Source organism: Pelomonas cellulosilytica, from assembly GCF_021353265.1.
GTDB classification, from domain to species: domain Bacteria; phylum Pseudomonadota; class Gammaproteobacteria; order Burkholderiales; family Burkholderiaceae_C; genus Pelomonas; species Pelomonas cellulosilytica.
This window is the reverse complement of record NZ_JAJTWU010000006.1, coordinates 125268-146846: the sequence shown is the minus strand read 5'-3', so window position 1 is coordinate 146846 and position 21579 is coordinate 125268. Positions and strand designations below refer to the sequence as shown.

Genomic DNA, 21579 nt, shown 5'->3' with positions numbered 1-21579 from the left:
TTCAGAGGGTCTTGAGCAGGGCGTCGTAGGCGGTGGAGTCCATCAGGGCGTCCAGCTGGGCGGGGTTGGCCAGCTTCACCTTGAAGAACCAGCCGGCCTTCAGCGGGTCGGAGTTGGCCAGCGCCGGGTCATCGCGCAGCGCTTCGTTGACCTCGGTGATCTCGCCGTCGACCGGCATGTAGACGTCGGCTGCGGCCTTGACGGATTCGACGACGCCGGCGACTTCCTTCTCGGCGTAGGTCTTGCCGACCTCGGGGAGGTCCACGAAGACGACGTCACCCAGCGCGTCCTGAGCGTGCACGGTGATGCCGACCGTGGCGGTGCCGTCGCCGTGGACTTCGATCCATTCGTGGTCGGGGGTGTACTTGATGCTCATCGTTCAGGCTCCGAGTGGATTAGCCGCGGTAGTAGCGGTTGGGGGTGAAAGGGGTGGCCGAAACGACCATGGGCGTGCGCTTGTCGCGCACGACGGCGAAGACTTCGGTGCCCAGTGCCGCATGGGGGGTCGAAAGGTAGGCGAGCGCCACCGGTTGGTTGACCGTCGGGCCCAGCGTGCCACTGGTGACGACGCCAATCTCGGTGCCATCGGCGGTGACGATCTTGCTGCCCTCGCGCACTGGCATGCGCTCCTTGCCGACCAGGCCCACGCGCTTGCGTGTCGGGCCGTTGGCGAGCTGCGCATCGATGACAGCCGCGCCGGGGTAGCCACCGGCCCGCGCGCCGCCAGCGCGGCGCACCTTCTGGATGGCCCAGGTGATGGAAGCCTCGACTGGCGTGGTGGCCGTGTCGATGTCGTGGCCGTACAGGCACAGGCCGGCTTCCAGGCGCAGCGAGTCGCGTGCGCCGAGGCCGATGGGCTTGACCTCGGCGTGGTTCAGTAACTTGCGTGCGAGGGCAACGGCATCGTCCTCGTGGACGGAGATCTCGTAGCCGTCCTCGCCGGTGTAGCCGGAGCGGGTCAGGAAGGTGTCGATGCCGTCGAGCTTGAAAAAGCCGCCGGTCATGAAGGTCAGCTTGGCGACGTCCGGGTTCAGTCGGGACAGCACGTCCACGGCCTGCGGACCTTGCAGCGCCAACAGTGCGCGCTCGGGCATGGGGATCACCTCGCAGCGGCCGGCCAGATGCTTTTGCATGTGGGCGATGTCCTGGTCCTTGCAGCCGGCGTTCACGACGACGAACAGGTCGTCGGGCCGCTTGCAGACCATCAGGTCGTCCAGCAGGCCCCCTTGGTCGTTCGTGAACAGCGCATAGCGCTGCTTGAAAACGCCCAGGTCGACGATGTCGACCGGCACCAGCGTTTCGAGCGCAGCGGCGGCGTCCACGCCGACCAGGCGGACCTGGCCCATGTGCGACACGTCGAACAGGCCCGCGGCCGCCCGTGTGTGCTTGTGCTCGGCCATCACGCCGGTGGGATATTGCACCGGCATGTCATAGCCGGCGAAGGGCACCATCTTGGCGCCGAGTTCGACATGGAGGGCGTGAAGCGGAGTGCGCAGCAGAGAGGACATCATGAGCTCCGACGGATTTCGGGTTTGGATGTCCTCGCTGTCCCTGGTACCTGAGAGATTGACGAGCGGGTGGCCGGTCCCGCGCTCGCTTGCCCCTTCGGTGGGCCGGCGCCGATCAGCAATCGGCCGGCCGCTCTCCAGTGAGGAACGCCGTCAGTGTCTGCCACGTCCGGCGTTTTGTCAGTCCTTTTGCCTGAGCGTTCGGGTCGGCAGACCCTGCGCCTTCGGCGGCCCCCACCTGCACCGGGGCGCTCTCCTGACAAGCGAGCATTGTAGCCGGCTCAGTCCCCCAGGTGCCCACTCTCCAGCGCCTCGCCGTCGATGGGCATGGTCCGGCCATCGGCGGTCTCGAAGAACAGCGGCTTGCGCGCCTTGGCCACCGGGGCGAGCTGGTTCAGCGTCGCGGCGTCGAACAGCCGGCCGTTCTGCATGACCTGGGCGATGCGGTCGCTCTGGCGGATGTCGGCAAGCGGGTTGCCATCGATGACGACGAGGTCGGCCAGCTTGCCGGGCTCCAGCGACCCCAGGTCCTTGTCGAAGCCGAAGTTGCGCGCCGGGTTGATGGTGGCGGTGCGCAGTGCCTCCATCGGCGTCATGCCGCCCAGCACGAACATCCACATCTCCCAGTGCGCCCCCAGGCCCTCGCGCTGGCCGTGCGCGCCGATCATCGTGTTCACGCCAGCGCGCGACAATGCCGTGGCGGTGCGGGCGACGCGGATGATGTTGAAGTCTTCCTCCGGCGCGGTCTCGCGGCGTATCGAGCGCGGCTCCAGCACTGCGCGCGGCACATAGCGGCTCAGCAGCGGATGCTTCCAGACGTCCGTGCGCGCGTACCAGTAGTGCTCGCCGTCCAGGCCGCCATAGCCGACGTTCAGCGTCGGCGTGTAGCCGGTGGCCTGCTGGCCCCACAGCTGCCTGACGTCGTCCCACACCTCGGCGATGGGCAAGGCGTGCTCCACCGTCGTGTGACCGTCGACGACCATGGTCATGTTGTTCTGGAACAGCGCGCCGCCCTCGGGCACGACCATCAGGCCGGTCTGGCGAGCGGCTTCCAGCACCTGCTGGCGCTGGTCGCGGCGCGGCTGCTGGTAGCTCTTCACGCTGATGGCACCGTCGGACTTCTGGCGGTTCAGGTGCGTGAGGGCGTCGTCCAGGCCGTTGACGTTGGAGTAGAACGGCGTGCGGGCGCCGTAGAGGATGGTGCCGGTCGAGTAGATGCGCGGCCCCTGCACGATGCCGGCCCGCTGCATCTCGGCCTGCGTGAAGACGGCTGAGCTGAGGTTGGACGGGTCGTGCAGCGTCGTCACGCCGAGGGCCAGCGACGCCAGGTTGACCCAGCTCTGCTGCGGGATCAGACCCGAGTCGTTCATCGCGCCGTGCCAGTGGGCATCGATGAAGCCCGGCACGATGGTCTTGCCGCGGGCGTCGATGCGCTGCGCGTCGGCCGGGATGGCGACGTCCTTGCCGACGGCCACGATGCGGTTGCCGTCGATCACGACGGTGCCATCTTCGATGACCTCGTCCCCCTTCATCGTCACGAGCCGCGCGCCGGTCAGCGCGATGCGGCCGGTCGGCTTGTCGCTGGCCTGGTCGAAGCCGATCTTCTGGCCCGTGGCCTTGTCCTTGCCCTCGGCCGCCGCGGTGAACAGCTCGTCGCCCTGCGTGAAATGCAGAAGGCGGCTGTCGCCGCTCCAGTGCAGGTCATGGCCGGCGTTGACGTCCAGCTGCCTTACCGGCAGCGCGTCCATCTTGGCGCCGACTGTGAGCGTCTTGCCGGCCTGGCCCTGCGCATGCGGCAGCGGCGTGACGTAGGCGTGATAACGCTCGACGAAGCCCAGCCACTGGCCGTCGGGCGAGACGCTGTACTCGCTGGCGGCCTCGCTGCGCGCCACCTCGGTTTCGCTGCGGTCGCGCAGGTTCAGCCGCATCAGCGAGAAGCGCTGCTCGACCTCGCTGTTGCTACTGGTCTTCGTGAAGAACACCTCGTCGCTGCGCACGCCGAACTGCGGGTCGCTGCCGTCCTTGCTGAAGCGTTCCGGCTTGCCGGAGCCATCGGCCGCGGCAATGTAGAGGCCGGTGTCCAGGCTGTACCAGGGGCTGGTGAGGCCGCCGCCCTTGACCTTGCGGTAGACCACCTGTCGGCCGTCTGGCGACAGCTGCGGCTCCAGGTACTTACCGGGCTCCTTGACAAGCAAGGTGTCCTTGCCGGTGCTCAGGTCCAGCCGGCGGACGCTGCCCTGCGTGTCGTCACGCCACGTCACGTAGACGAGGCTCTTGCCGTCGCGCGACCAGCGCGGGTCGAACTCGAAGGCCTCGGTCTGCCTGGTCAGGCGGCGCGGCGTGCCGTCGGGCAGGTCCTTGACGTACAGCGAGCCCAGCGCCGAGTAGACGACGCGCCGGCCATCCGGCGACACCTGGGCGCCGCGCACCTGGCGCACCGGGAACCTGTCCGGCGCGACGGTCTGCGCATAGCGCATCGGCTCGCGCAGCTCGCGCGTGTCCTTCACGTGGAACGGGATCTCGGCGGCGCTGCCCTTGAATGGGTCGACGCGCCAGATTCTGCCCTCGGCCCAGACGACCAGCTCCTTGCTGCCTGGCATCCACGCGAAGCTCGGGTAAACGCCCCACATCGCCCAGATTTCCTGCAGGTCGCGCGACAGGCCGCTCCAGGCCGGGCGCTCGACGCCGGTCTGCAAGTCCTTCAGGAACAGCGTGCTCTGGTTGCGCACGCGGCGCACGAACGCGAGGTACTTGCCATCGGGTGATGGCGTCGGGCGCACAGCGCCGCCGGGGCCTTGCACGAAGGGCTCGACCGAGCCGTCGGCCAGGTCCTGGCGGAAGATCTTGTAGATCTCGCGGTTGCCGTCCTTGTTGTACTCGAACACGCGGCCGGGCGTCGTGTCTTGCGAGTAGTAGAGGTATTTGCCGTCCGGCGAGATGGCAGGCTCGCCGAGGTCCTTCTGCCAGTTGGGCTTCTCGTTGAGCTGCACGCCTTTGTTCGTGGCGGCGTCGGCGTTCACCGCGTAGAGCCAGATCTCGCCCGAGCCGGCGCTGCGCGTGCCGGTGTAGTGCTTGCGGGCGAGCAAGAACTTGCCGCCGGGATGCCAGACGGGGTTGTTCAGCAGCCGGAAGTCTTCCTTCGTGACGGCGCGGGCATTCTGGCCATCGGCATCCATGACCCAGAGGTTGTCGCCGCCGCCCGCGTCGGACAGGAAGGCAATCCGCTGGCCGTCGGGCGAGAAGCGCGCCTGCTGTTCCCAGGCGATGGAATGCGTCAGCGGCCGGGCCTCGCCGCCGCTGATCGGCAGCGTGTAAAGGTCACCCAGCAGATCGAAGACGAGCGTCTTGCCGTCAGGGCTGACGTCCACGCTCATCCATGTGCCGGTGGTGACGTCGATACGGGCCGTCTTCGGCACGCCGGGCGGCGTATTGACGTTCCAGGCGGCCGACGCCGCCACAGCCGGGGCGGCGGCAGAGTCTTGGCGCGCCGGCTGGGCGTGGGCGGCGAGGGCAGCGGCCAGCAGCAGGGCCGGGGTGGCAGTCAGTCGGGACATCGAAGGCGGGTGAAATGACCAAGCCTTCGATGCTAAACAAGGCTGACTTGCCCACCGTTCGTCACGGGTGGACAAGGTTCGCCACTGGTTTCAGCCGAACAGCCACCAGACCAGCAGGCCGCCGAATATCAGCCACTGCAGCCCGTAGTAGGCGAAGCGGCTGCGTGCCTTGATGCGCTTGCCGAACAGGCGCACCTGCTGCACGTAGGCGAACAGCCGGTTGATGCCGCCGGTGCGGTCGGTGTCCGAATTGGGGGCCGCGGCCGCGCGGATCAGCGTGCCGCTGATGAAGCGGTTGAACCAGCGCGCCACCGGGTTGTTCAGCGGCCGTTCGACATCGCAGAACAGGATGATGCGCATCTGGTCCGACTGGTTCTCGGCGTAGTGCAGGTAGGTCTCGTCAAAGATGACGCCCTGGCCGTCGCGCCAGGAGTAGCGCTCGCCGTCGACCGAGATGTAGCAGCGGTCGTCGTTGGGCGTCACCAGTCCCAGGTGGTAGCGCACCGAGCCGGCGAACGGGTCTCGGTGCGTCACCAGCCGGCCACCGGGCGGCAGCGCGGCAAACATCGCGGCCTTCACGCTCGGGATGCGCTGCAGCAGCTCGGTCGTGACCGGGCACATCGCCCTGGCCGACGGGTGCGCGTCGTCATACCACTTCAGGTGAAAGCGAGTCCAGCCGGTCTTGAAGAAGCTGTTGAAGCCAGCGTCGTTGTACTTGTCGCTCTTTTTGATCTCGCCGGCTTCGGCCAGCTTGAAGGCCTCGGCGCGGATGTCCTTCCAGCGGTCCTCCAGCAGCTTGAGCTCGGGGAAGCTCGCCACCGGGAGGTAGGGTCGGGCCGGCAGCCGCGAGAACATGTACATCAGGCAGTTGATCGGCGCCATGAAGGTGGAGTGATCCATCAACTGGCGGAAGAAGCGCAGCCGCACGCGGCCGCGGTAGTGCACGTAGACCGTGCTGGCGATGAAGGCCGCGACGATGGCGAGCTTGATGTACGGGACGTCGTGAGTCATGAGGAATAGAAGTCCGGTTCGCCGGGCGGCCGGGACTTGAAGCGCTTGTGCAGCCAGAAGTACTGGTGCAATTGTCTTCTGGCCTGGGCTTCGATGACGGCGTTCATGCGCGTCGCGTCGGCCACGAGGTCATCGGTGGGAAAGTTGTCCAGCGCTGGCTCGATGATCAGCGTGTAGCCATCGGCCTCGCGGCGCGGGTAGCAGGGCAGCACGGCAGCCTTCGTGACTGCCGCCATGCGCGACAGCCCGCCGATGGTGGCCGCCGGCACGCCGAAGAAGGGCACGAAGACCGAGTCGCGGTGGCCGAAGTCTTGGTCGGGCAGGTAGTACAGGCGGTAGCCGTCCTTCAGCGCGCGCAGCGTCGGCCGCGTGCCCTGCTGGCGCGCGAAGATGATGCCGGTGCCGAAGCGCAGCCGCTTCGCCCGGAAGAAGGCGTCCAGCCACGGGTCCTTCTGTACCGAGTAGATGCTGACGACGGGCGTCTCCAGCGAGATGCGCAGCCCGGCCAGGTCCAGGCCGGTGAAGTGCGGCATCATCAGGATGACGTTGCGTCCTTCGAGCGCCCGCAAGTGCTCAATGCCTTCGATGCGCACCAGGCGCTTGAGCTGCTCCTGCGACGCGAACCAGCCGTAGCCGTACTCCAGCAGCATCTGCACCATGGCCACGAAATGCCGGCGCAGCAGGCGACGGCGCTGGGCCTCCGTCCACTCCGGCAGGCACAGCCGCAGGTTCACCTCGCCGATGTGGCGGCGGGACGTTGGCAGTGCGGCGATCAGCTGGCCGAACAGCCAGCCCAGCGCCGAAATGACGCGGAACGGCAGCCAGCTCAGCAGCCACACCAGCCCCACGAGCAGCCTCACGCCCATGTGAGGCCCTCAGCGAAATCCATCCACTGCATGCTTCATGTCCCTCGAATCAGGGGCGGGATGGTAGTGCGTGTGGCGGGCGGCCCGGCCGGCGGCCGTGTCTGGTCAGCGGGTCTCGCAGCGACTGAAGACGCCCGGGCTGGCGTTGAAGCCGTCCATGCGCCAGCCCTGAGGCGTCCAGGTCAGGCTCATCGCGCCGGCAAAGTCGATGCGCGCATCGCCTCGACGCGACAGCGGCGGCATGTCCAGCCGCGGTGCCTCGGCGGAACGCAGGATCTCGCCCAGGTCCAGCGCCTTCGTCGTCGCCGGTACGCCGGGCAGGCAACGGGCGGCCGTGCGCATAATCGACGACGGGGCCTTGACGATGTCGGGCCCGTCGACGAACTCAAGCTGCGGTAGCGAGAGCCGCTGCAGCAAGTCACCGTCGCGTCGCGCCAGCGCGTCGCGCAGCTGCTGCCAGAACTGCACGAACGCGCCATCGCGGTCGACCGACACAGCGCAGCCCCTGCCACTGGGGCTGAGCGCGACCGAGGCGGGCAGCCGCAGTGCGCCACAGGTGGCGGGATTGAAGGCGACCGTGTAGCCATCGGCGCCAGCCCGGCTCACGTCGACACGCTGGCGCTGGCCCAGCGTCTCGTCATCCCATTCGAACCGCCATGCGCCACCTGGCAGCGCCGTCGGCGACCCGGTGCTGGCGAAGTCGCAATCCCGGGTCCCGGCGCTGACGCTTGCGCTCACCGCCAGCGGCGTGCCCACTGCATAGCGGCTGACGCTGAAGACGTGATTCACGTCGGGCTTGCAGACGAGCTGCGTGGGCAGTGCCGGCGCGGCTGGCGCAGCCCAGGCCGGCGCCAACGGCGATGCGAGCGCGGCGACGAGGAGCCGCAGTGCAGGTCGATCTGGAAGTTGCGGCAGGAACGGCATGACAGCGTGCGGGTAAACGTCGCAGTCGACGGGCGCGGCAGTATGCGCGGCTCGTGGGGTCGCAGGTTGCCGGAGCAGGTTCAGGTTGTCGCCCAAAGCAGGGGCAGTGGCCCCGCGGCGGGCGTCGGGTCGTTCAGCGTGTCGGCCAAAAGCCCGGCGCGCGGGGCCGCGGCGTCTCCTCGGCCCAGCCCGCGGGCAACGCGGCGCCCCGCTCGCCGAGCGCGCTGGCGACGCCCAGCTTGCGGCTGAGTGCCGCGGCGTCGTATAGCGCGTGGACCTTCACATCGTTGTCGAAGTAGCAGAAGCCGTCGCTTGGCGATCGCTTCGTCGCGTCCGCCGGTGAAGCCCGCCAGTGCGTCCCGCACCGCTGCAGCGAATAGAACGAGCCGTTGATCTCGATCGTCGCCACCATGCGGGAGGCGAACTCCAGCTCACGCCGTTGCGACAGGCCCTTCGCGCAATACACGCCGCGCCACGGCGCGTAGCGCCAGCTGGAGATGCCGATGCGGATGTCGCCTCGCGGCGCCGGTGCCCTGCTGCCCATGGCCGCCGGAGGGAAGGGCGCGTGCCCGCGAGGTCGACCGGCTTCAGCGGCTCAGTTGAAACCCTGGCCGCGGATCAGGCCGACGGCCAAGCCTTCGATGCTGAAGTGGTCTGCCGTCTCGTCGACGCGGATGGGCTCGAAGTCGGGGTTCTCAGGCAGAAGTTCGATACCCTGCGGCCCGCGCCTGAATCGCTTGACCGTCACTTCCTCGCCGACGCGGGCCACGACGATCTGGCCATTGCGCGCCTCTTTGGCGGACTGCACGGCGAGCAGGTCGCCGTCAAGGATGCCGATGTCCTTCATGCTCATGCCCTTGACCTTGAGCAGGTAGTCGGGCTTCCGGGCGAAGAGGGCGGGCTCGACCGTGTAGGTCTGCTCCACGTGCTCCTGCGCGAGGATGGGCGCGCCCGCGGCGACACGGCCGATCAGCGGCAGTGTGAGCTGGGCCAGCGTGGGCAGCGGCAGGTGCGTCTGCCGGGCGCGATTGACGGCATTCAGCGCGTCGGACTTCAGGCGGATGCCGCGCGACGTGCCGCCCACGAGTTCCAGCATGCCCTTTCGCGCGAGCGCCTGCAGATGCTCCTCGGCCGCATTGGCCGACTTGAATCCCAGCTCGGTGGCGATTTCCGCTCGGGTGGGCGGGGCGCCGGTACTTTCGATGGTGTGGCGGACAAGGTCGAAGATCTGCTGCTGGCGGGCGGTAAGCTTGGGTCGGTCTTGCACGGGCGGCCTTTTTGATGGCTGGCAATTTGTCCAGCACCTGTATTTTTGTCCAGGAGACCAGTGAATTGCAAACCCTTGACCGTTTGACCGTCATTCTGGGGACGGGCGGCACCATCGCCGGCACCGCCCGAACCGCAGGCGACGGGGTCGGCTACACCGCCGCGCAGTTGCGTGTGGACGACCTTCTCGCCGCCGTGCCGGGCCTGGCCGGTCAGCCGCTGGAGGCGCACCAGGTGGCGCAACTGGACAGCAAGGACATGGACGGCGCGACCTGGCAGCGACTGGCGCAGGCCGTCGACGAGCACCTGCGACGGCCCGAGGTGGGCGGCATCGTCATCACCCACGGCACCGACACGCTGGAAGAGACGGCCTATTTTCTGCACCGCGTGCTGGCGCCTGAAAAGCCTGTGGTGTTGACCGCAGCAATGCGACCGGCGACCGCTCTGGCTGCCGACGGCCCGCAGAACCTGTTCGACGCCGTGCAGGTCGCGCGCGCGCCGGGTGCGGCGGGCGTGGTGGTGGCGCTCGCCGGGCGGGTGCACGACGCGACGCAGGTGCGCAAGGTGCACAGCTATCGCGTCGACGCGTTCGAGTCCGCCGACGGTGCGCTCGTCGCGCGCGTAGAGGAGGGCGCCGTGAGACTGCTGGGCCGTTGGCCGGCAGGTGATGCGCTGGGGCTCGCGCATATTGCCCGGCCCGTGGCGCTGTGGCCGCGGGTGGACATCGTGCTCAACCACGCGGGGGCCGATGGCCGCATCGTGCGTGCCCTGGTGGCGGCGGGCGTGGACGGCATCGTTGCTGCAGGAACCGGCAACGGCACGCTGGCCGCGCCGCTCGACGCCGCCTTGCGCGAAGCCGAGGCAGCGGGTGCGCGCGTGTTGCGCAGCACCCGCTGCGATGCCGGCCCCGTCATGAACCTGCCGGGCCAGCTGCCAGCGGCCGGCGCGCTGAGCCCGGTCAAGGCCAGGATTGAGATGCTGCTGGCCCTTCTGGCGTCTTAAGCCTTGCGGCGGCGGGCGATGACGCCCAGCACGCCGAGGCCGGCGGCCAGCATCGCGTAGCTGCCCGGCTCAGGCACTGCGCTCGTGAAGGCCTGCGGCACGAAAGTGCTGCTGTCGAACGCGAAGACGAAGAACTGGTTGTTGTATTGGCTGGCGACCTTGCCGCCCTTGGGCGTCACGGCACCGAGGAAGTCGTTGTCGTTGGCCAGGTAAAGCGTGTGCTTCGTGACGCCGTCGACGACAACGTCCTCGCCGAACGCGATGCCCTCGAGCTTTGAAGGGATCTGCGCGTCGGAGATGCCGGCGGCGTTCAGCGCGGCGCGGATGTCGAGGAACTGCGTGCCGGCCACGGCGGCGCCGGGTTGCGTGCGCAGGTCGGCGATGCCGCTGACCTCGGTGGCGCCGGTCAGGTCGACCTTGATCAGTTGCTTGACGGCTGCATTGGAGCCCGGCGAGCCGTCGCCCAGGCCCTTACCGTCGCGCTCCAGCACCAGCAGTTCGTGGTCGTTCAGCGCTAGCAGTTCGCTGCTGTTGTAGCTCTTGCCGTTGATGACGTTGTTGAACGCGAACTGGCTGACGGCGCCCGAGGCGACGTCGATCTTGACGATGCGGTTGAAGCTGCCGCCATCGCCGCCGTCCTGGATCAGCGGGCTTTGCATGAAGCCGAACAGCGTCTTGCCATCGGGCGAGATCGCCAGTCCTTCCATGCCCTTGTTGGTCACGCGGCCACTGGTGTTGGTGAACTCCACGTCCTTGCTCGCGCTGAGCTTGCTGATCGCGAAGGAGTCGGGCAACGCGTAGCTACGCAGCCGCTGGCCGGTGGCGCGGTCGAACTGGTAGACGTAGGGGCCGTACTCGTCGGAGATGAAGACGCTCTTGCCGTCGGCCGAGACGCGCAGGCCTTCGGCATCGAAGCGGGCATTGGCCGGGTTGGTGGACAGGCCGGCGGCAAAGTTGTCCGAGCGGCCGGAGAAGTAGTACTTGCCGCCGGCGTTGAGCGCATTGCTGGCGACGAGGCCGGTCGTCGTCGGTGCGACGGCGCCGTAGTTCAGAGCCGAGCTGCTGTAGAGCAGCGTCGTGTTCTGCAGCGTCGGCGTCAGCGTAAACGGCAGCGTGGTGCCAGGGGCGCTGGCGGTGAGATTCAGCTGCAGCGTCTGGAAGCGCGGGATGAAGGACGTCGTGTCGTCCACCGCCGCATTCCACGACGTCGCGTTGGGGCCGCGGTCGGGCAGTGCCAGGAAGGTGTTGCCGCCGGCCCAGGCCAGCCCGGAACCCAGACCGCCGAGCAAGCTGGCCGAGGCGCCGTTCTCCAGCGAGTAGTTCAGCCCGGAGAGGTCATTCAGCGCACCGCTCAGGCTGCCGGTCGCGATCAGTACGGGCTGGGCGGCCCGGGTGCCCGCCGACAGGGCGAGCAAGGCGCCGGCGACGGCAGTGGTGACAAGGCTGGGGCGCATGACGGGTCTCCTGAGGAATGGGGAACCCGGGATGCTTGCCAGCCCGCATGACGGCGGCGTGACAGGCGCCAGCGCGCCTGCCACTCGAACGCGGGGTCAGACCAGCGTCAGCGTCACGTCGACGTTGCCGCGCGTGGCGTTGGAGTACGGGCAGACCTCGTGGGCCGTCGCGACCAGCGTCTCGGCCGTCGCGCGGTCGATGCCGGGGATGGAGATGCGCATGTCGACCTGGATGCCGAAGGCGCCGGGCTTGTTGGCGTGCGGGCCGATGGCCACGTCGCTAGTGATGGAGACCTCGGCCGGCAGGCTGATCTTCTGGCGTCCGGCGACAGCCTTCAGCGCGCCGATGAAGCAGGCCGAGTAGCCGGCGGCAAACAGCTGCTCTGGGTTCGTGCCGGTGGCGCCGTTGCCGCCGAGTTCCTTGGGCGTGGTCAGCACGAGGTCCAGCACGCCGTCCGACGACTTGGCGGTGCCGGCGCGGCCGCCGGTGGCAGTGGCGGTGGCGGTATAGAGGGCTTTTTCGATGGCCATGGTGGGCTCCTTCAGGTGGTTGGGGGGGGCGGGGAAAAAAGGACGGGGTCAGGCGGCGGCCTCGGCGGCGCGGTGAAGTTGCTGGCGCAGCAGCTGGAGCCGCTGCGTCAGCGAGACGAGTTCGTCGAGCTCGCAGGCGCTGGCGCCGGCGAGCTGGCCGGGGATGTCGCGCGCCAGCTTGCGCAGCTTGCGGCCGGAAGGCGTCAGCAGCACGTCGACGCGGCGCTCGTCATCGCGGGCGCGGCGGCGTTCGACATAACCCAGCGCTTCCAGGCGCTTGAGCAGCGGCGTTAGCGTGCCGGAATCCAGCGAGAGTCGTTGGCCGAGCTGGCCCACGCTAAGTACCGCCTCCGCGCCGTCAGCCTCCCACAGCACCAGCATGACGAGGTACTGTGGGTAGGTCAGGCTCAGCGGGGCCAGCAGCGGCTTGTAGATCTTGGTCATGGCCAGCGAACTGCTGTACAGCGCAAAGCACAGCTGCCGGTCCAACCGCAACCATTCATCGCGGGGATCGTCGGGTGTGGGTGCGTTGCTGCGTGCCATGGCATTAATGTAGTGAGCAATTCAATTGCACACAACTTAAATGGTCTTTCGTGATCGCGCCGCGGGAGACTTGGAGCTTGTCAGGATCTGAGAGGATGCGCGACCCCCAACAAAAGAGGAGAAGCGGGATGGCGATGGTTGCTAACGTGCTCGCTGCGCTGGTGGCGCTGTTGCACGTGTACATCCTGGTGCTGGAGATGTTCCTGTGGACGAAGCCGCAGGGACGCAAGGCCTTCGGGCTCAAGGCCGATTTCGCCGAGCAGACGCGCGTGCTGGCCGCCAACCAGGGGCTCTACAACGGCTTCCTGGCCGCCGGACTGGCGTGGGGTGTCTTGCAGGGCGCGGCGGGCGCGGGCCGTCCCTGGCTCGTGTTTTTCCTGGGCTGCGTCATCGTGGCCGGCGTGTTCGGCGCAGCCACTGCGTCGCGCAAGATCCTGTTCGTGCAGGCGCTGCCAGGCGCAATCACGCTGGCCGCCGTGCTGCTGAACTAGTGTCCCGTTCCGTTAATTCGTGGCATATCCAACAGCGAGATCGCCAAGCGGGTGCATGACGCACGCGGAGAACGACTGGCCCGGCGCCCTCAGCGACCAGCCGGGCGGCGTGCGCTACGCAGCGTTCATGAAGCGCTGGCTGGCCAACAACGCGGTGCCGCTGAAGCTTGCCGAGGGCGCGGGGAGGTGCTGGTGCGGTATGGGCCTTAGAAACAGGCCAGCGTGGCTTACAGCTTGGGCAAGGGTTGCTGCTTCTGCTTGTTCAACTCCGCTTCGCGCTCCTGTGCCAGCAGCTTGCCCAGTTGGCGTCCCTCTGCGGCCATCGTTTCGAAGTCGACCATGCTGACGAGGATCTGCTTGAAAGGCACGTTGGGGTTGTCGGACTGCGTGTTCATGTCAACGCGAATGGCGCGTTTGCAGCCAGCCGCCGTCGCATTGTCCAGGATGGCCATGTAGTTGACCGTGCCCCTCATCGCATGGCAGTAGCCGGGCAGAGACCCTTGCGCGCCGGCCGCGCGGTCAACCCAGCCGAACTGGCCTGTGCCGGGCCGACCGTTGTGCGGGCCGTACTTCTGGTCCAGCGCCTTCACGACTTCGCCAACGATCAAGGGCTCTGCGTAAGTCTCGGAGCGGCTGATGGCGGTCAGCTTGCCAGTCATGGCGCCGTAGGCAACGATGATGAAGTCTTCGGACCTGAGCTCCTGCCTCTGTCGCTCGAACGTCACCTCAGCCATGCGTTGCGGCAAACCGAACTTGGCCGGGTAAGCGGTCGCGCGGGCCTGCTTGTAGCCCAGGGCACGCACGACCTGCTCGACCTCGGCGGCGGTTTGACCAATCTTGAGGCCCATCGTCTCCATCACCAGTGGCACCGATTGGGCATGGGCGCTGCACGCTGCAGCGAACAGGGAGAAGGCAAGGGCGAGGCCACGGATCGACATGTTGCTCCTGAGAGACGTTGGGGTGGCCGGGATTCTGATGGGCTGCGCACGCCAAGATTGGCGATGGAGCCGGCCCCCCCTTACTTGAAGTCTTCCGGAGTCGCTCGCTTCCAGCCGCTCGGCTCGCCGCGACCCCTGCCGCCACCTGCCCCGCCGGCACTTGCACGGCGGCGCTTTCGACATGGCGCTCCTGGTCGTCGAAGAAGAAGTCGGGCTCCAACACGCGGAGGAACTCGCCCTTGGCCGGGCCGCCGAGGAACATGGCCTCGTCGACCTCGACGTCCCAGTTCATCAGCGTGCGGATGGCGCGCCGGACGAGTAGACCGGCGAACGGCGTTGTGGCGCCATGGCGCACATAGTCGTGCGTGAGCCTTCGACGTAGCCCAGACCCAATGGCAGCATCGGCTGCGTGCGCTCTATAGCGTGGCATTGGCTCTTCCCGTCCACGCACATGACCAAGGCGTTCTCTGGAGGAGTCAAATACAGACCCACCACATCGCGCTGCTTCTCGATGAACAGTGGATCGGTGGACAGCTTGAACGATTCGGTGCTGTGCGGTTGCAGCCCCCCGGAGCTTGAAGCAGCGATGCACGCTGGTCGCAGACATCGAGGTCTCTGCTGCGATGCCACGGACGCTCCAGGGCGTAGCGCCATTGGTGGGCTTGGTGCACAGCGTCTTGTTTATCAGATCCGCCACCCGCTCGTCGTCAATGCTGCTTGGCTTGCCGGACGCAGTTCGTCGCGCAGCGCGTTCATGCTCCGCTCGATGGAGCGGCGTCGCCATTTGCCGACCGTAGTACGGGTCAGCTGCACCCGCTTGGCGATCTCACTGTCGGCATCGCCGACGGCTGCTGCCAGCACGATGCGCGAACGCAGCGATGCCGCCACAGGCATGGAACGAGCGCACTATCGAGCTCAACTGCGCTCGCTCCGCCTCGCTGAGGACCAGATCGGCCTTCGGTCGCCCCGTCTATAAGTCGGCATCTCCTGTTCGAACGATGCCGAATGCAAATGCAAGAAATTTGCGACGAGTCAACGGAACTGAACTAGGCTCTCAGCGCCTCGATCTGCTCGCCCAGTTCCAGCCAGCGCATCTCGGCCGCTTCCTGCTCGTCACCGATGGCTTTCAGGCGACGGCCCATCTCGGCGATAGCTGACGAGGCTGCGCCTTCGGCAAGTTGCGCTTCGATGTCGGCGCGCTCCTGGGCCAGCGCGTGCAGCCGCTTGTCGATAGCGTCCATCTCCTTGCGCAGCGGGCGGGTCTGCTCGGCGAGCTTCGCGCGGGCCTGGCCTGCGGCCTTGCGGTCTTCGCGCAAAGCGGCCGGTGGCGGTGCCGCGACGACGGCCACGGGCGCCGGCGCGGCGGCGGGTTTCTTCGCGGCGCGGGCGGCTTCCCTGCTCTGGTCCAGCAGCCAGCGCTGGTAGTCGTCCAGATCACCGTCGAAGGGCTTGACGACGCCGTCGGCCACCAGCCAGAACTCGTCACAGACCTCGCGCAGCAGCGCGCGGTCGTGGCTGACGAGCATGACCGTGCCTTCGAACTCGTTGAGCGCCAGCGACAGCGCCTCCCGGGTGTTCAGGTCCAGGTGGTTGGTCGGTTCGTCCAGCAGCAGCAGGTTGGGGCGCTGCCACACCAGCATCGCCAGCACCAGCCGCGCCTTCTCGCCGCCGGACAGGCTTCCGACCTGCTGGCTGACCATGTCGCCGGTGAAGCGGAACTGGCCGAGGAAGTCGCGCAGCTCCTGTTCGCGGCCTGCCGGGCCGACGTCGCGCGCGAGCCGCACCATGTGCTCCAGCGGTCCTTCGTCCAGCCTCAGCACGTCCAGCTCTTGCTGAGCGAAGTAGCCAATGGACAGACCCTTGCCTTCGGTCATCGTGCCGCCCATCGGCGCCTGCGCGCGGGAGATGGTCTTGACCAGTGTGGACTTGCCCTGGCCGTTGGCGCCCAGGATGCCGATGCGCTGGCCTGCCAGCACCGAGCGGTCCACGCCACGCACGATGATCTTGTCGCCGTCGTCGGTGCGGTAGCCCGCGCTGAGGTCGTCGAACATCAGCATCGGGTTGGGCAGACTGACCGGCTCGCGGAACTCGAAGTTGAAGTCGGCCGACGCAAGCACCGGCGCGAGCCTTTCCATGCGCTCCAGCGCCTTCACGCGGCTCTGCGCCTGCTTCGCCTTGCTGGCCTTGGCCTTGAAGCGGTCGATGAACTTCTGCAGATGGGCGACCTTTTCCTGCTGCTTCGCGAACGCGGCCTGCTGCAGCACCATGCGCTCGGCACGTTGCGTCTCGAAGCTGGTGTAGTTGCCGCCGTAGCGCACCAGCTTGCCTTCGTCCAGATGCAGCGTGACCTTGGTGATCGCGTCCAGGAACTCGCGGTCGTGGCTGATGACGATCAGCGTGCCCTCGTAGCGCTGCAGCCAGGCCTCCAGCCAGACGAGGGCGTCCAGGTCCAGGTGGTTGGTCGGCTCGTCCAGCAGCATGAGGTCGGCCGGGCACATTAGCGCGCGGGCCAACTGCAGCCGCATGCGCCAGCCGCCGGAGAAGCTGTTGACCGGCGCATCGAGCTGCTCGGTCCTGAAGCCCAGGCCCATCAGCAGCGTCTGCGCGCGGGCGCGGGCGTCGAAAGCGCCAGCATCGGATAGCAGCGCATGGGCGTCCGCCATCGCGTGGCCATCGTTGGCGGCTTCAGCGGCGACCAGTGCGGCCTTGGCGGCCTCCAGCCGGACGTCGCCTTCCAGCACGAAGTCGGTCGCGCCGTCGTTGGTCTCGGGCATGTGCTGGGCGACCTCGGCGCGCATCCAGTGTCGGGGCACTTCCACGTCGCCGCGGTCATTGGACAGGCGCCCGGTCAGCAGCGCGAACAGGCTGGATTTGCCCGCGCCGTTGCGGCCGACGAGGCCGATCTTTTCTCCGGGCTGCAGCGTCGCCGAAGCGCCGTCCAGCACCATCTTGACGCCGCGACGCAGCGTGATGTCGCGCAGCGTGATCACAGCAGTTGGTCCTTGGTGACGAGCAGCACCTGGTCGCTGCCGGAGGAGGTGTCCATCCAGACGACCTCGAGCCTGGGGAATGCCGCCTCGAAATGCGCCCGCTCGTTGCCGATCTCCAGCACGAGCACGCCGTCGTCGGCCAGTGCCGCGGGTGCCGCGCGCAGCATCTCGCGGATGAAGTCCATGCCGTCGCTCCCGCCGGCCAACGCCAGTTCGGGTTCGGCGCGGTATTCAGCGGGCAGCGCGGCCATGCTGGCGCTGTTGACGTAAGGCGGGTTGCAGAGGATCAAGTCGTAGGGGCCGGTGCGTTGATCGATGACGGCGCCGAGGCCGTCGCCCTGCAGCAGGCGGATGCGCAGGGCCAGGTTGTGGCGCTCGACGTTCAGTTTGGCCACGGCGAGCGCATGGGTGTCGATGTCCAGCGCATCAACGTCGACGTCCGGCCAGGCCATGGCGGCCAGCACGGCCAGGCTGCCGTTGCCGGTGCACAGGTCCAGCACGCGGCGGCTGTCGGGGTTCAGCCAGGGGTCGATGCTCGCGTCGGCGATCAGCTCAGCGATGAAGCTGCGCGGCACGATGGCGCGCTCGTCGATCGTGAAGGGCACACCCTGCAGCCAGGCCTCGCCGGTCAGGTAGGCAGCCGGTTTGCGCGTCGTGATGCGCTCATCGATCAGCGCGGAGATGGAAGCAACCTCCGCTTCGGTCAGCTCGCGGTCTTCGTGCTCGTCCAGCGTGTCCAGCGGCAGGCCCAGCCGCCACAGCGCCAGCCACATCGCTTCGTCGAAGGCGTTCGTAGTGCCGTGGCCAAAAAACAAGCCCGCCTGGGCGAGGCGGGCGGCTTGGGTGTCAATGCAGTCGATCAGCTTCAAGTGCCGCGGACGTCCAGGGTGATTTCGGTGAAGCTGGCTTCGTCGCCGGCCTTTTCTTCCTTGCGTGGCGCGGAGACCAGGCGCTGGGCGCTGGACTCGTTTTGCAGCCGCCACAGCAGGTTTGTTGGCGAATCGGCGAAGGCCAGGCCTTCCTCGCGGGTGATGACGCCATCGCCGATCAGCTTTGCAAAGTGCTCTTCGTACGTCTGTGAGCCTTCGGCGATGGACTTCTCCATCGCCTCCTTCACGCCGGCGAAATCGCCCTGCTCGATCAGTTCGGACGTCAGCTTGGTGTTGAACAGGATCTCGACGACTGGCACGCGGCCGCCAGACGTGGCGCGCACGAGGCGCTGCGACACGATGGCCTTCAGGCCGGCGGCCAGGTCGTTCAGAAGCGCCGGGCGCGACTCTGGCGTGTAGAACGACAGGATGCGGTTCAGCGCGTGGTAGGTGTTGTTGCCGTGCAGCGTGGCCAGCACCAGATGGCCAGACAGCGCGTACGAGATCGCCGCCGTCATCGTCTCGCGGTCGCGGATCTCGCCGATGAGGATGCAGTCCGGCGCCTGGCGCAGCGCGTTCTTCAGCGCGATCTGCAGCGACGCGGTGTCGCGGCCCACCTCGCGCTGATTGACGACCGAGCGCTTGTTGCTGAACAGGTATTCGATCGGGTCCTCGATGGTGAGGATGTGCCCGGTCATCGTCTGGTTGCGCAGCTCCAGCATGGAGGCGAGCGTCGTGCTCTTGCCGGTGCCGGTGGCGCCCACCATCAGGATGAGGCCGCGCTTCTCCTTGATCATGGTGCCGAGGATGGGCGGCAGGCCCAGGCTGTCCATGGTCGGGATGTCGTGCGGGATGTGGCGGAACACGCCGGCGATGGAACCGCGCTGGCGAAAGCCTGACAGGCGGAAGCTGCCGACGCCATTGACCGACACGGCCAGGTTCAGCTCTCCCGTGTTGTCGAGCTCGGCGAGGCTGGCCGGGTCGATGACCTCGGCGATGAGCTGGCGCGGCTGGGGCGGCGTCAGGAGCTGGTCGGACAGCTGCACCGTCTGACCGTTGATGCGGATCAGCACCGGCATGTTGGCCGAGAGATAGCAATCCGATGCACCCTTCTCGGCCATCAGCCGCAGGATGCGCTCCATGTTGCCGCTGGTCGCCATGATCAGGCGCGCAGAAGTTCGTTGATGCTCGTCTTGGAGCGCGTCTGGGCGTCGACGCGCTTGACGATGATGGCGGCGTACAGCGAGTAGCGGCCACCGTCCTTGGGCAGGCTGCCCGAGATGACGACGGAGCCGGCCGGGATGCGGCCATAGCTCACCGTGTCGGTCGCGCGGTCGTAGATCGGCGTGCTCTGGCCGATGTACACGCCCATCGAGATGACCGAGTTCTCCTCGACGATGACGCCTTCGACGACCTCGGAGCGGGCGCCGATGAAGCAGTTGTCCTCGATGATGGTCGGGTTGGCCTGCAGTGGCTCCAGCACGCCGCCAATGCCGACGCCGCCGGACAGGTGCACGTTCTTACCGATCTGCGCGCAGGAGCCGACGGTGGCCCAGGTGTCCACCATCGCGCCTTCATCGACGTAGGCGCCGATGTTCACGTAGCTGGGCATCAGCACGACGTTCTTCGCCTGGAAGCTGCCGCGGCGGGCGACGGCCGGCGGCACGACGCGCACGCCGGTGGCGCGCAGCGCGGCTTCGCTCATGCCGGCGAACTTGGTGGGCACCTTGTCGAAGAAGGTCAGGTCCTTGTCGCCCATCAGGCGGTTGTCGTTCAGGCGGAAGGACAGCAGCACGGCCTTCTTGATCCACTGGTGCACCGTCCACTGGCCGACGCCTTCGCGCGTGGCCACGCGCAGGCGGCCGGCGTCCAGCTCGGCGATCACATGCTCGACAGCCTGGCGCAGCTCCGGCGCGTTCGTGGGGTCCAGAGACGCGCGGTTGTCCCAGGCGAGGTCGATCAGGCTTTGCAGTTCGGCGGTGTTCATCGGAGCGATTGGGTGAAGGAGACGATGCGGCGGGCGGCTTCGAGGCATTCGGCCTCGTCGGCGACGAGCGCCAGTCGGATGCGCCCGGCGCCGGGGTTGGCCCCATGGGCGGGCCGGGCCAGCAGGCTGCCCGGCAGGACCGCGAGATTGTATTGAGCGAGCAGGCCCTGGGCGAAGGCGACATCGTTACCGCCTGGAACTGCCGCCCAGAGGTAGAAACCGGCGTCCGGGAGTGCCACGTCCAGCACGCCGGACAGCAGTGGCGTGACCTCGGCGAACTTCGCGCGGTAGCGCGCGCGGTTCTCCACGACATGGGCCTCGTCGCCCCAGGCAGCGATGCTGGCCACCTGCACCAGGGGGCTCATCGCACTGCCGTGGTACGTGCGGTAGAGCAGGAACTTCTTCAGCAGCGCCGCGTTACCGGCAACGAAGCCGGAACGCAGGCCCGGCACGTTGGAGCGCTTGGACAGCGACGTGAACGCGATGAGGTTCTTGAAGTCACCGCGGCCCAGCTTGGCAGCCGCCTCCAGACCGCCGAGCGGCGCGTCGTCACGGAAGTAAATCTCCGAATAGCACTCGTCCGACGCGATGACGAAGCCGTGCCGGTCGCTCAGCTCGAACAACGCCTGCCATTCGTCCAGCGGCATGACCGCGCCGCTGGGGTTGCCCGGCGAGCAGACGTAGATCAGCTGCGTGCGGGCCCAGGTGGCTTCGTCGATCTGGCGCCAGTCGACGGCGAAGTTGCGCGCCGGGTCCGAATTGGCGTAGGCCACGTCGGCGCCGGCCAGCAGCGCGGCGCCTTCGTAGATCTGATAGAACGGATTGGGGCAGACGACCGTTGCGCCCGGGCGGCTGGCGTCCACCACCGTCTGCGCGATGGCGAACAGCGCCTCGCGCGACCCATTGACGGGCAGCACTTGCGTGGCTGCATCCAGCGTGAGGCCGTAGCGGCGTGAGATCCAGCCTGTGATGGCCTCGCGCAGCGCCGGCGTGCCAGCCGTGGCCGGGTAGCCGGACAGGCCGACCATCGCGCCCTTGATCGCCTCCTCGATCAACGCCGGCGCGGCATGGCGGGGTTCGCCGATGCCGAGCGAGATGGGTGCGAACTCGGGGTTGGGCGTGATGCCCGCGGTCAGTTGCCGCAGGCGCTCGAACGGGTAGGGCTGCAGCCTCTCCAGCAAGGGGTTCATGTCAGCCCAGCATCCCCGACTCGAAACCGTGCGCCGGCAGGTCCACACGCTGGGCGGGCGTCCAGCCGGGCTTGCGGTGCTCGGCTACGACGTTGGTGTAGATGCCGCCGCGCACGTACCACTTGGCGGTGATGCGGATGAAGCGCGGGTCGGTCACCTTGACGATGTCGTCGAGTATGGCGTTCGTGACTTTTTCATGGAAGGCACCCTCGTTGCGGTAGCTCCAGAAGTACATCTTCAGGCTCTTGAGTTCCACGCAGAGCTCGTCCGCAATCATGTCGATCGTGAAGTGGGCGAAGTCGGGCTGGCCGGTCAACGGGCAATGGCAGGTGAACTCGGGCACCTGGAACTGGATGACGTAGTCGCGCTCGGGGTTGGGGTTCGGGAACACGAGCAGGTCCTTGCTGGGCTTGCTCGGCGGGTTCTTGGGCACCTCGCGCATCTTGGGCTTGCTG

General features: G+C 67.5%; 19 protein-coding genes, 3 pseudogenes and 2 riboswitches. Of the genes and pseudogenes, 2 read left to right on the top strand and 20 right to left on the bottom strand.

Going from position 1 to position 21579, the window contains the following annotated elements:
* Position 1 precedes the first annotated feature (1 nt).
* From gcvH to lexA, 8 genes and pseudogenes are all read right to left on the bottom strand, one after another.
* Positions 2–376 carry a glycine cleavage system protein GcvH gene (gene gcvH, locus LXT13_RS16060; RefSeq protein ID WP_233372973.1) on the bottom strand — a complete coding sequence of 125 codons (375 nt, stop codon included), beginning with the start codon at positions 374–376 and terminating at the stop codon, positions 2–4.
* Between the two features lie 19 nt (positions 377–395).
* Complete coding sequence (gene gcvT, locus LXT13_RS16055; RefSeq protein ID WP_233372972.1) at positions 396–1508, bottom strand: glycine cleavage system aminomethyltransferase GcvT; 1113 nt, start codon at positions 1506–1508, stop codon at positions 396–398.
* A gap of 27 nt (positions 1509–1535) precedes the next feature.
* A riboswitch (glycine riboswitch) is annotated at positions 1536–1659 on the bottom strand.
* A gap of 20 nt (positions 1660–1679) precedes the next feature.
* Positions 1680–1777: riboswitch (glycine riboswitch) on the bottom strand.
* 12 nt (positions 1778–1789) lie between these two features.
* A complete protein-coding gene (locus tag LXT13_RS16050) occupies positions 1790–5062 on the bottom strand; it encodes an amidohydrolase family protein (RefSeq protein WP_233372971.1) in 3273 nt (1090 codons plus the stop codon).
* 90 nt (positions 5063–5152) lie between these two features.
* The gene (locus tag LXT13_RS16045) at positions 5153–6052 is read right to left on the bottom strand and encodes an aspartyl/asparaginyl beta-hydroxylase domain-containing protein (protein WP_233373214.1); all 900 of its coding nucleotides are present in this window, start codon (positions 6050–6052) and stop codon (positions 5153–5155) included.
* Positions 6053–6069: 17 nt separating this feature from the next.
* Positions 6070–6939 carry a lysophospholipid acyltransferase family protein gene (locus tag LXT13_RS16040; RefSeq protein ID WP_233372970.1) on the bottom strand — a complete coding sequence of 290 codons (870 nt, stop codon included), beginning with the start codon at positions 6937–6939 and terminating at the stop codon, positions 6070–6072.
* Between the two features lie 105 nt (positions 6940–7044).
* Positions 7045–7863: a hypothetical protein gene (locus LXT13_RS16035; RefSeq protein WP_233372969.1), complete on the bottom strand. Its 819-nt coding sequence runs from the start codon at positions 7861–7863 to the stop codon at positions 7045–7047.
* A gap of 364 nt (positions 7864–8227) precedes the next feature.
* Positions 8228–8407 (bottom strand): annotated as a pseudogene (locus LXT13_RS16030) (DUF72 domain-containing protein); the annotation flags it as partial.
* Positions 8408–8458: 51 nt separating this feature from the next.
* Complete coding sequence (lexA, locus tag LXT13_RS16025) at positions 8459–9130, bottom strand: transcriptional repressor LexA (protein ID WP_233372968.1); 672 nt, start codon at positions 9128–9130, stop codon at positions 8459–8461.
* A 65-nt stretch (positions 9131–9195) separates the two neighbouring features.
* On the opposite strand from lexA, the gene LXT13_RS16020 reads away from it, so the two are divergent.
* Positions 9196–10131, top strand: coding sequence for an asparaginase (locus tag LXT13_RS16020; RefSeq protein ID WP_233372967.1), 936 nt, complete (start codon positions 9196–9198; stop codon positions 10129–10131).
* On the opposite strand, the gene LXT13_RS16015 is transcribed toward LXT13_RS16020, so the two are convergent.
* The 3 genes from LXT13_RS16015 to LXT13_RS16005 form a co-directional block, all read right to left on the bottom strand.
* Positions 10128–11585, bottom strand: coding sequence for an esterase-like activity of phytase family protein (locus tag LXT13_RS16015; RefSeq protein WP_233372966.1), 1458 nt, complete (start codon positions 11583–11585; stop codon positions 10128–10130). The two genes, LXT13_RS16020 and LXT13_RS16015, sit on opposite strands and share 4 nt — an antisense overlap.
* 96 nt (positions 11586–11681) lie before the next feature.
* On the bottom strand, positions 11682–12116 hold the full coding sequence (locus tag LXT13_RS16010; RefSeq protein WP_233372965.1) for an organic hydroperoxide resistance protein: 435 nt from the start codon (positions 12114–12116) through the stop codon (positions 11682–11684).
* A gap of 48 nt (positions 12117–12164) precedes the next feature.
* Entirely contained in the window at positions 12165–12659 is a 495-nt protein-coding gene (locus LXT13_RS16005) for a MarR family winged helix-turn-helix transcriptional regulator (RefSeq protein WP_233372964.1), read from the bottom strand.
* Positions 12660–12787: 128 nt separating this feature from the next.
* Here LXT13_RS16005 and LXT13_RS16000 point away from each other — a divergent pair, with 128 nt between their 5' ends.
* Complete coding sequence (locus LXT13_RS16000) at positions 12788–13150, top strand: DUF1304 domain-containing protein (protein WP_233372963.1); 363 nt, start codon at positions 12788–12790, stop codon at positions 13148–13150.
* Positions 13151–13377: 227 nt separating this feature from the next.
* Here LXT13_RS16000 and LXT13_RS15995 read toward each other — a convergent pair whose 3' ends face one another.
* From LXT13_RS15995 to queF, 9 genes and pseudogenes are all read right to left on the bottom strand, one after another.
* Positions 13378–14271 (bottom strand): hypothetical protein, encoded by an 894-nt coding sequence (locus tag LXT13_RS15995; RefSeq protein ID WP_233373226.1) that lies wholly within the window; start codon positions 14269–14271, stop codon positions 13378–13380.
* Positions 14216–14401, bottom strand: a pseudogene (locus tag LXT13_RS15990) (5'-nucleotidase); the annotation flags it as partial. The gene LXT13_RS15995 and the pseudogene LXT13_RS15990, both read right to left, overlap by 56 nt.
* A pseudogene (locus LXT13_RS15985) lies at positions 14402–15037 on the bottom strand (transposase); the annotation flags it as partial.
* A gap of 97 nt (positions 15038–15134) precedes the next feature.
* A complete protein-coding gene (locus tag LXT13_RS15980; RefSeq protein ID WP_233372962.1) occupies positions 15135–17078 on the bottom strand; it encodes an ATP-binding cassette domain-containing protein in 1944 nt (647 codons plus the stop codon).
* A complete protein-coding gene (prmB, locus tag LXT13_RS15975) occupies positions 17075–17947 on the bottom strand; it encodes a 50S ribosomal protein L3 N(5)-glutamine methyltransferase (RefSeq protein WP_233372961.1) in 873 nt (290 codons plus the stop codon). The genes LXT13_RS15980 and prmB overlap by 4 nt, the downstream gene beginning before the upstream one ends.
* Positions 17944–19107, bottom strand: a complete 1164-nt coding sequence (locus LXT13_RS15970) for a PilT/PilU family type 4a pilus ATPase (protein WP_233372960.1) — start codon at positions 19105–19107, stop codon at positions 17944–17946. The genes prmB and LXT13_RS15970 overlap by 4 nt, the downstream gene beginning before the upstream one ends.
* 2 nt (positions 19108–19109) lie before the next feature.
* Positions 19110–19934 carry a 2,3,4,5-tetrahydropyridine-2,6-dicarboxylate N-succinyltransferase gene (gene dapD, locus LXT13_RS15965; RefSeq protein WP_233372959.1) on the bottom strand — a complete coding sequence of 275 codons (825 nt, stop codon included), beginning with the start codon at positions 19932–19934 and terminating at the stop codon, positions 19110–19112.
* Positions 19931–21124, bottom strand: coding sequence for a succinyldiaminopimelate transaminase (dapC, locus tag LXT13_RS15960; RefSeq protein WP_233372958.1), 1194 nt, complete (start codon positions 21122–21124; stop codon positions 19931–19933). Before dapC ends, dapD begins: the two co-directional genes overlap by 4 nt.
* A 1-nt stretch (position 21125) precedes the next feature.
* On the bottom strand, positions 21126–21566 hold the full coding sequence (gene queF / locus LXT13_RS15955; protein WP_233373213.1) for a preQ(1) synthase: 441 nt from the start codon (positions 21564–21566) through the stop codon (positions 21126–21128).
* Positions 21567–21579 lie beyond the last annotated feature (13 nt).

What these genes read in the sequence shown, in the direction of transcription:
- queF (WP_233373213.1), bottom strand. Translation starts at nt 21,566, where the DNA reads ATGCGCGAGGTGCCCAAGAACCCGCCGAGCAAGCCCAGCAAGGACCTG.
- LXT13_RS16005 (WP_233372964.1), bottom strand. Translation starts at nt 12,659, where the DNA reads ATGGCACGCAGCAACGCACCCACACCCGACGATCCCCGCGATGAATGG.
- LXT13_RS16010 (WP_233372965.1), bottom strand. Translation starts at nt 12,116, where the DNA reads ATGGCCATCGAAAAAGCCCTCTATACCGCCACCGCCACTGCCACCGGC.
- LXT13_RS16050 (WP_233372971.1), bottom strand. Translation starts at nt 5,062, where the DNA reads ATGTCCCGACTGACTGCCACCCCGGCCCTGCTGCTGGCCGCTGCCCTC.
- dapD (WP_233372959.1), bottom strand. Translation starts at nt 19,934, where the DNA reads ATGAACACCGCCGAACTGCAAAGCCTGATCGACCTCGCCTGGGACAAC.
- LXT13_RS16035 (WP_233372969.1), bottom strand. Translation starts at nt 7,863, where the DNA reads ATGCCGTTCCTGCCGCAACTTCCAGATCGACCTGCACTGCGGCTCCTC.
- LXT13_RS16040 (WP_233372970.1), bottom strand. Translation starts at nt 6,939, where the DNA reads ATGGGCGTGAGGCTGCTCGTGGGGCTGGTGTGGCTGCTGAGCTGGCTG.
- gcvH (WP_233372973.1), bottom strand. Translation starts at nt 376, where the DNA reads ATGAGCATCAAGTACACCCCCGACCACGAATGGATCGAAGTCCACGGC.
- LXT13_RS15970 (WP_233372960.1), bottom strand. Translation starts at nt 19,107, where the DNA reads ATGGCGACCAGCGGCAACATGGAGCGCATCCTGCGGCTGATGGCCGAG.
- LXT13_RS15995 (WP_233373226.1), bottom strand. Translation starts at nt 14,271, where the DNA reads ATGTCGAAAGCGCCGCCGTGCAAGTGCCGGCGGGGCAGGTGGCGGCAG.
- LXT13_RS16000 (WP_233372963.1), top strand. Translation starts at nt 12,788, where the DNA reads ATGGCGATGGTTGCTAACGTGCTCGCTGCGCTGGTGGCGCTGTTGCAC.
- gcvT (WP_233372972.1), bottom strand. Translation starts at nt 1,508, where the DNA reads ATGTCCTCTCTGCTGCGCACTCCGCTTCACGCCCTCCATGTCGAACTC.
- LXT13_RS16015 (WP_233372966.1), bottom strand. Translation starts at nt 11,585, where the DNA reads ATGCGCCCCAGCCTTGTCACCACTGCCGTCGCCGGCGCCTTGCTCGCC.
- dapC (WP_233372958.1), bottom strand. Translation starts at nt 21,124, where the DNA reads ATGAACCCCTTGCTGGAGAGGCTGCAGCCCTACCCGTTCGAGCGCCTG.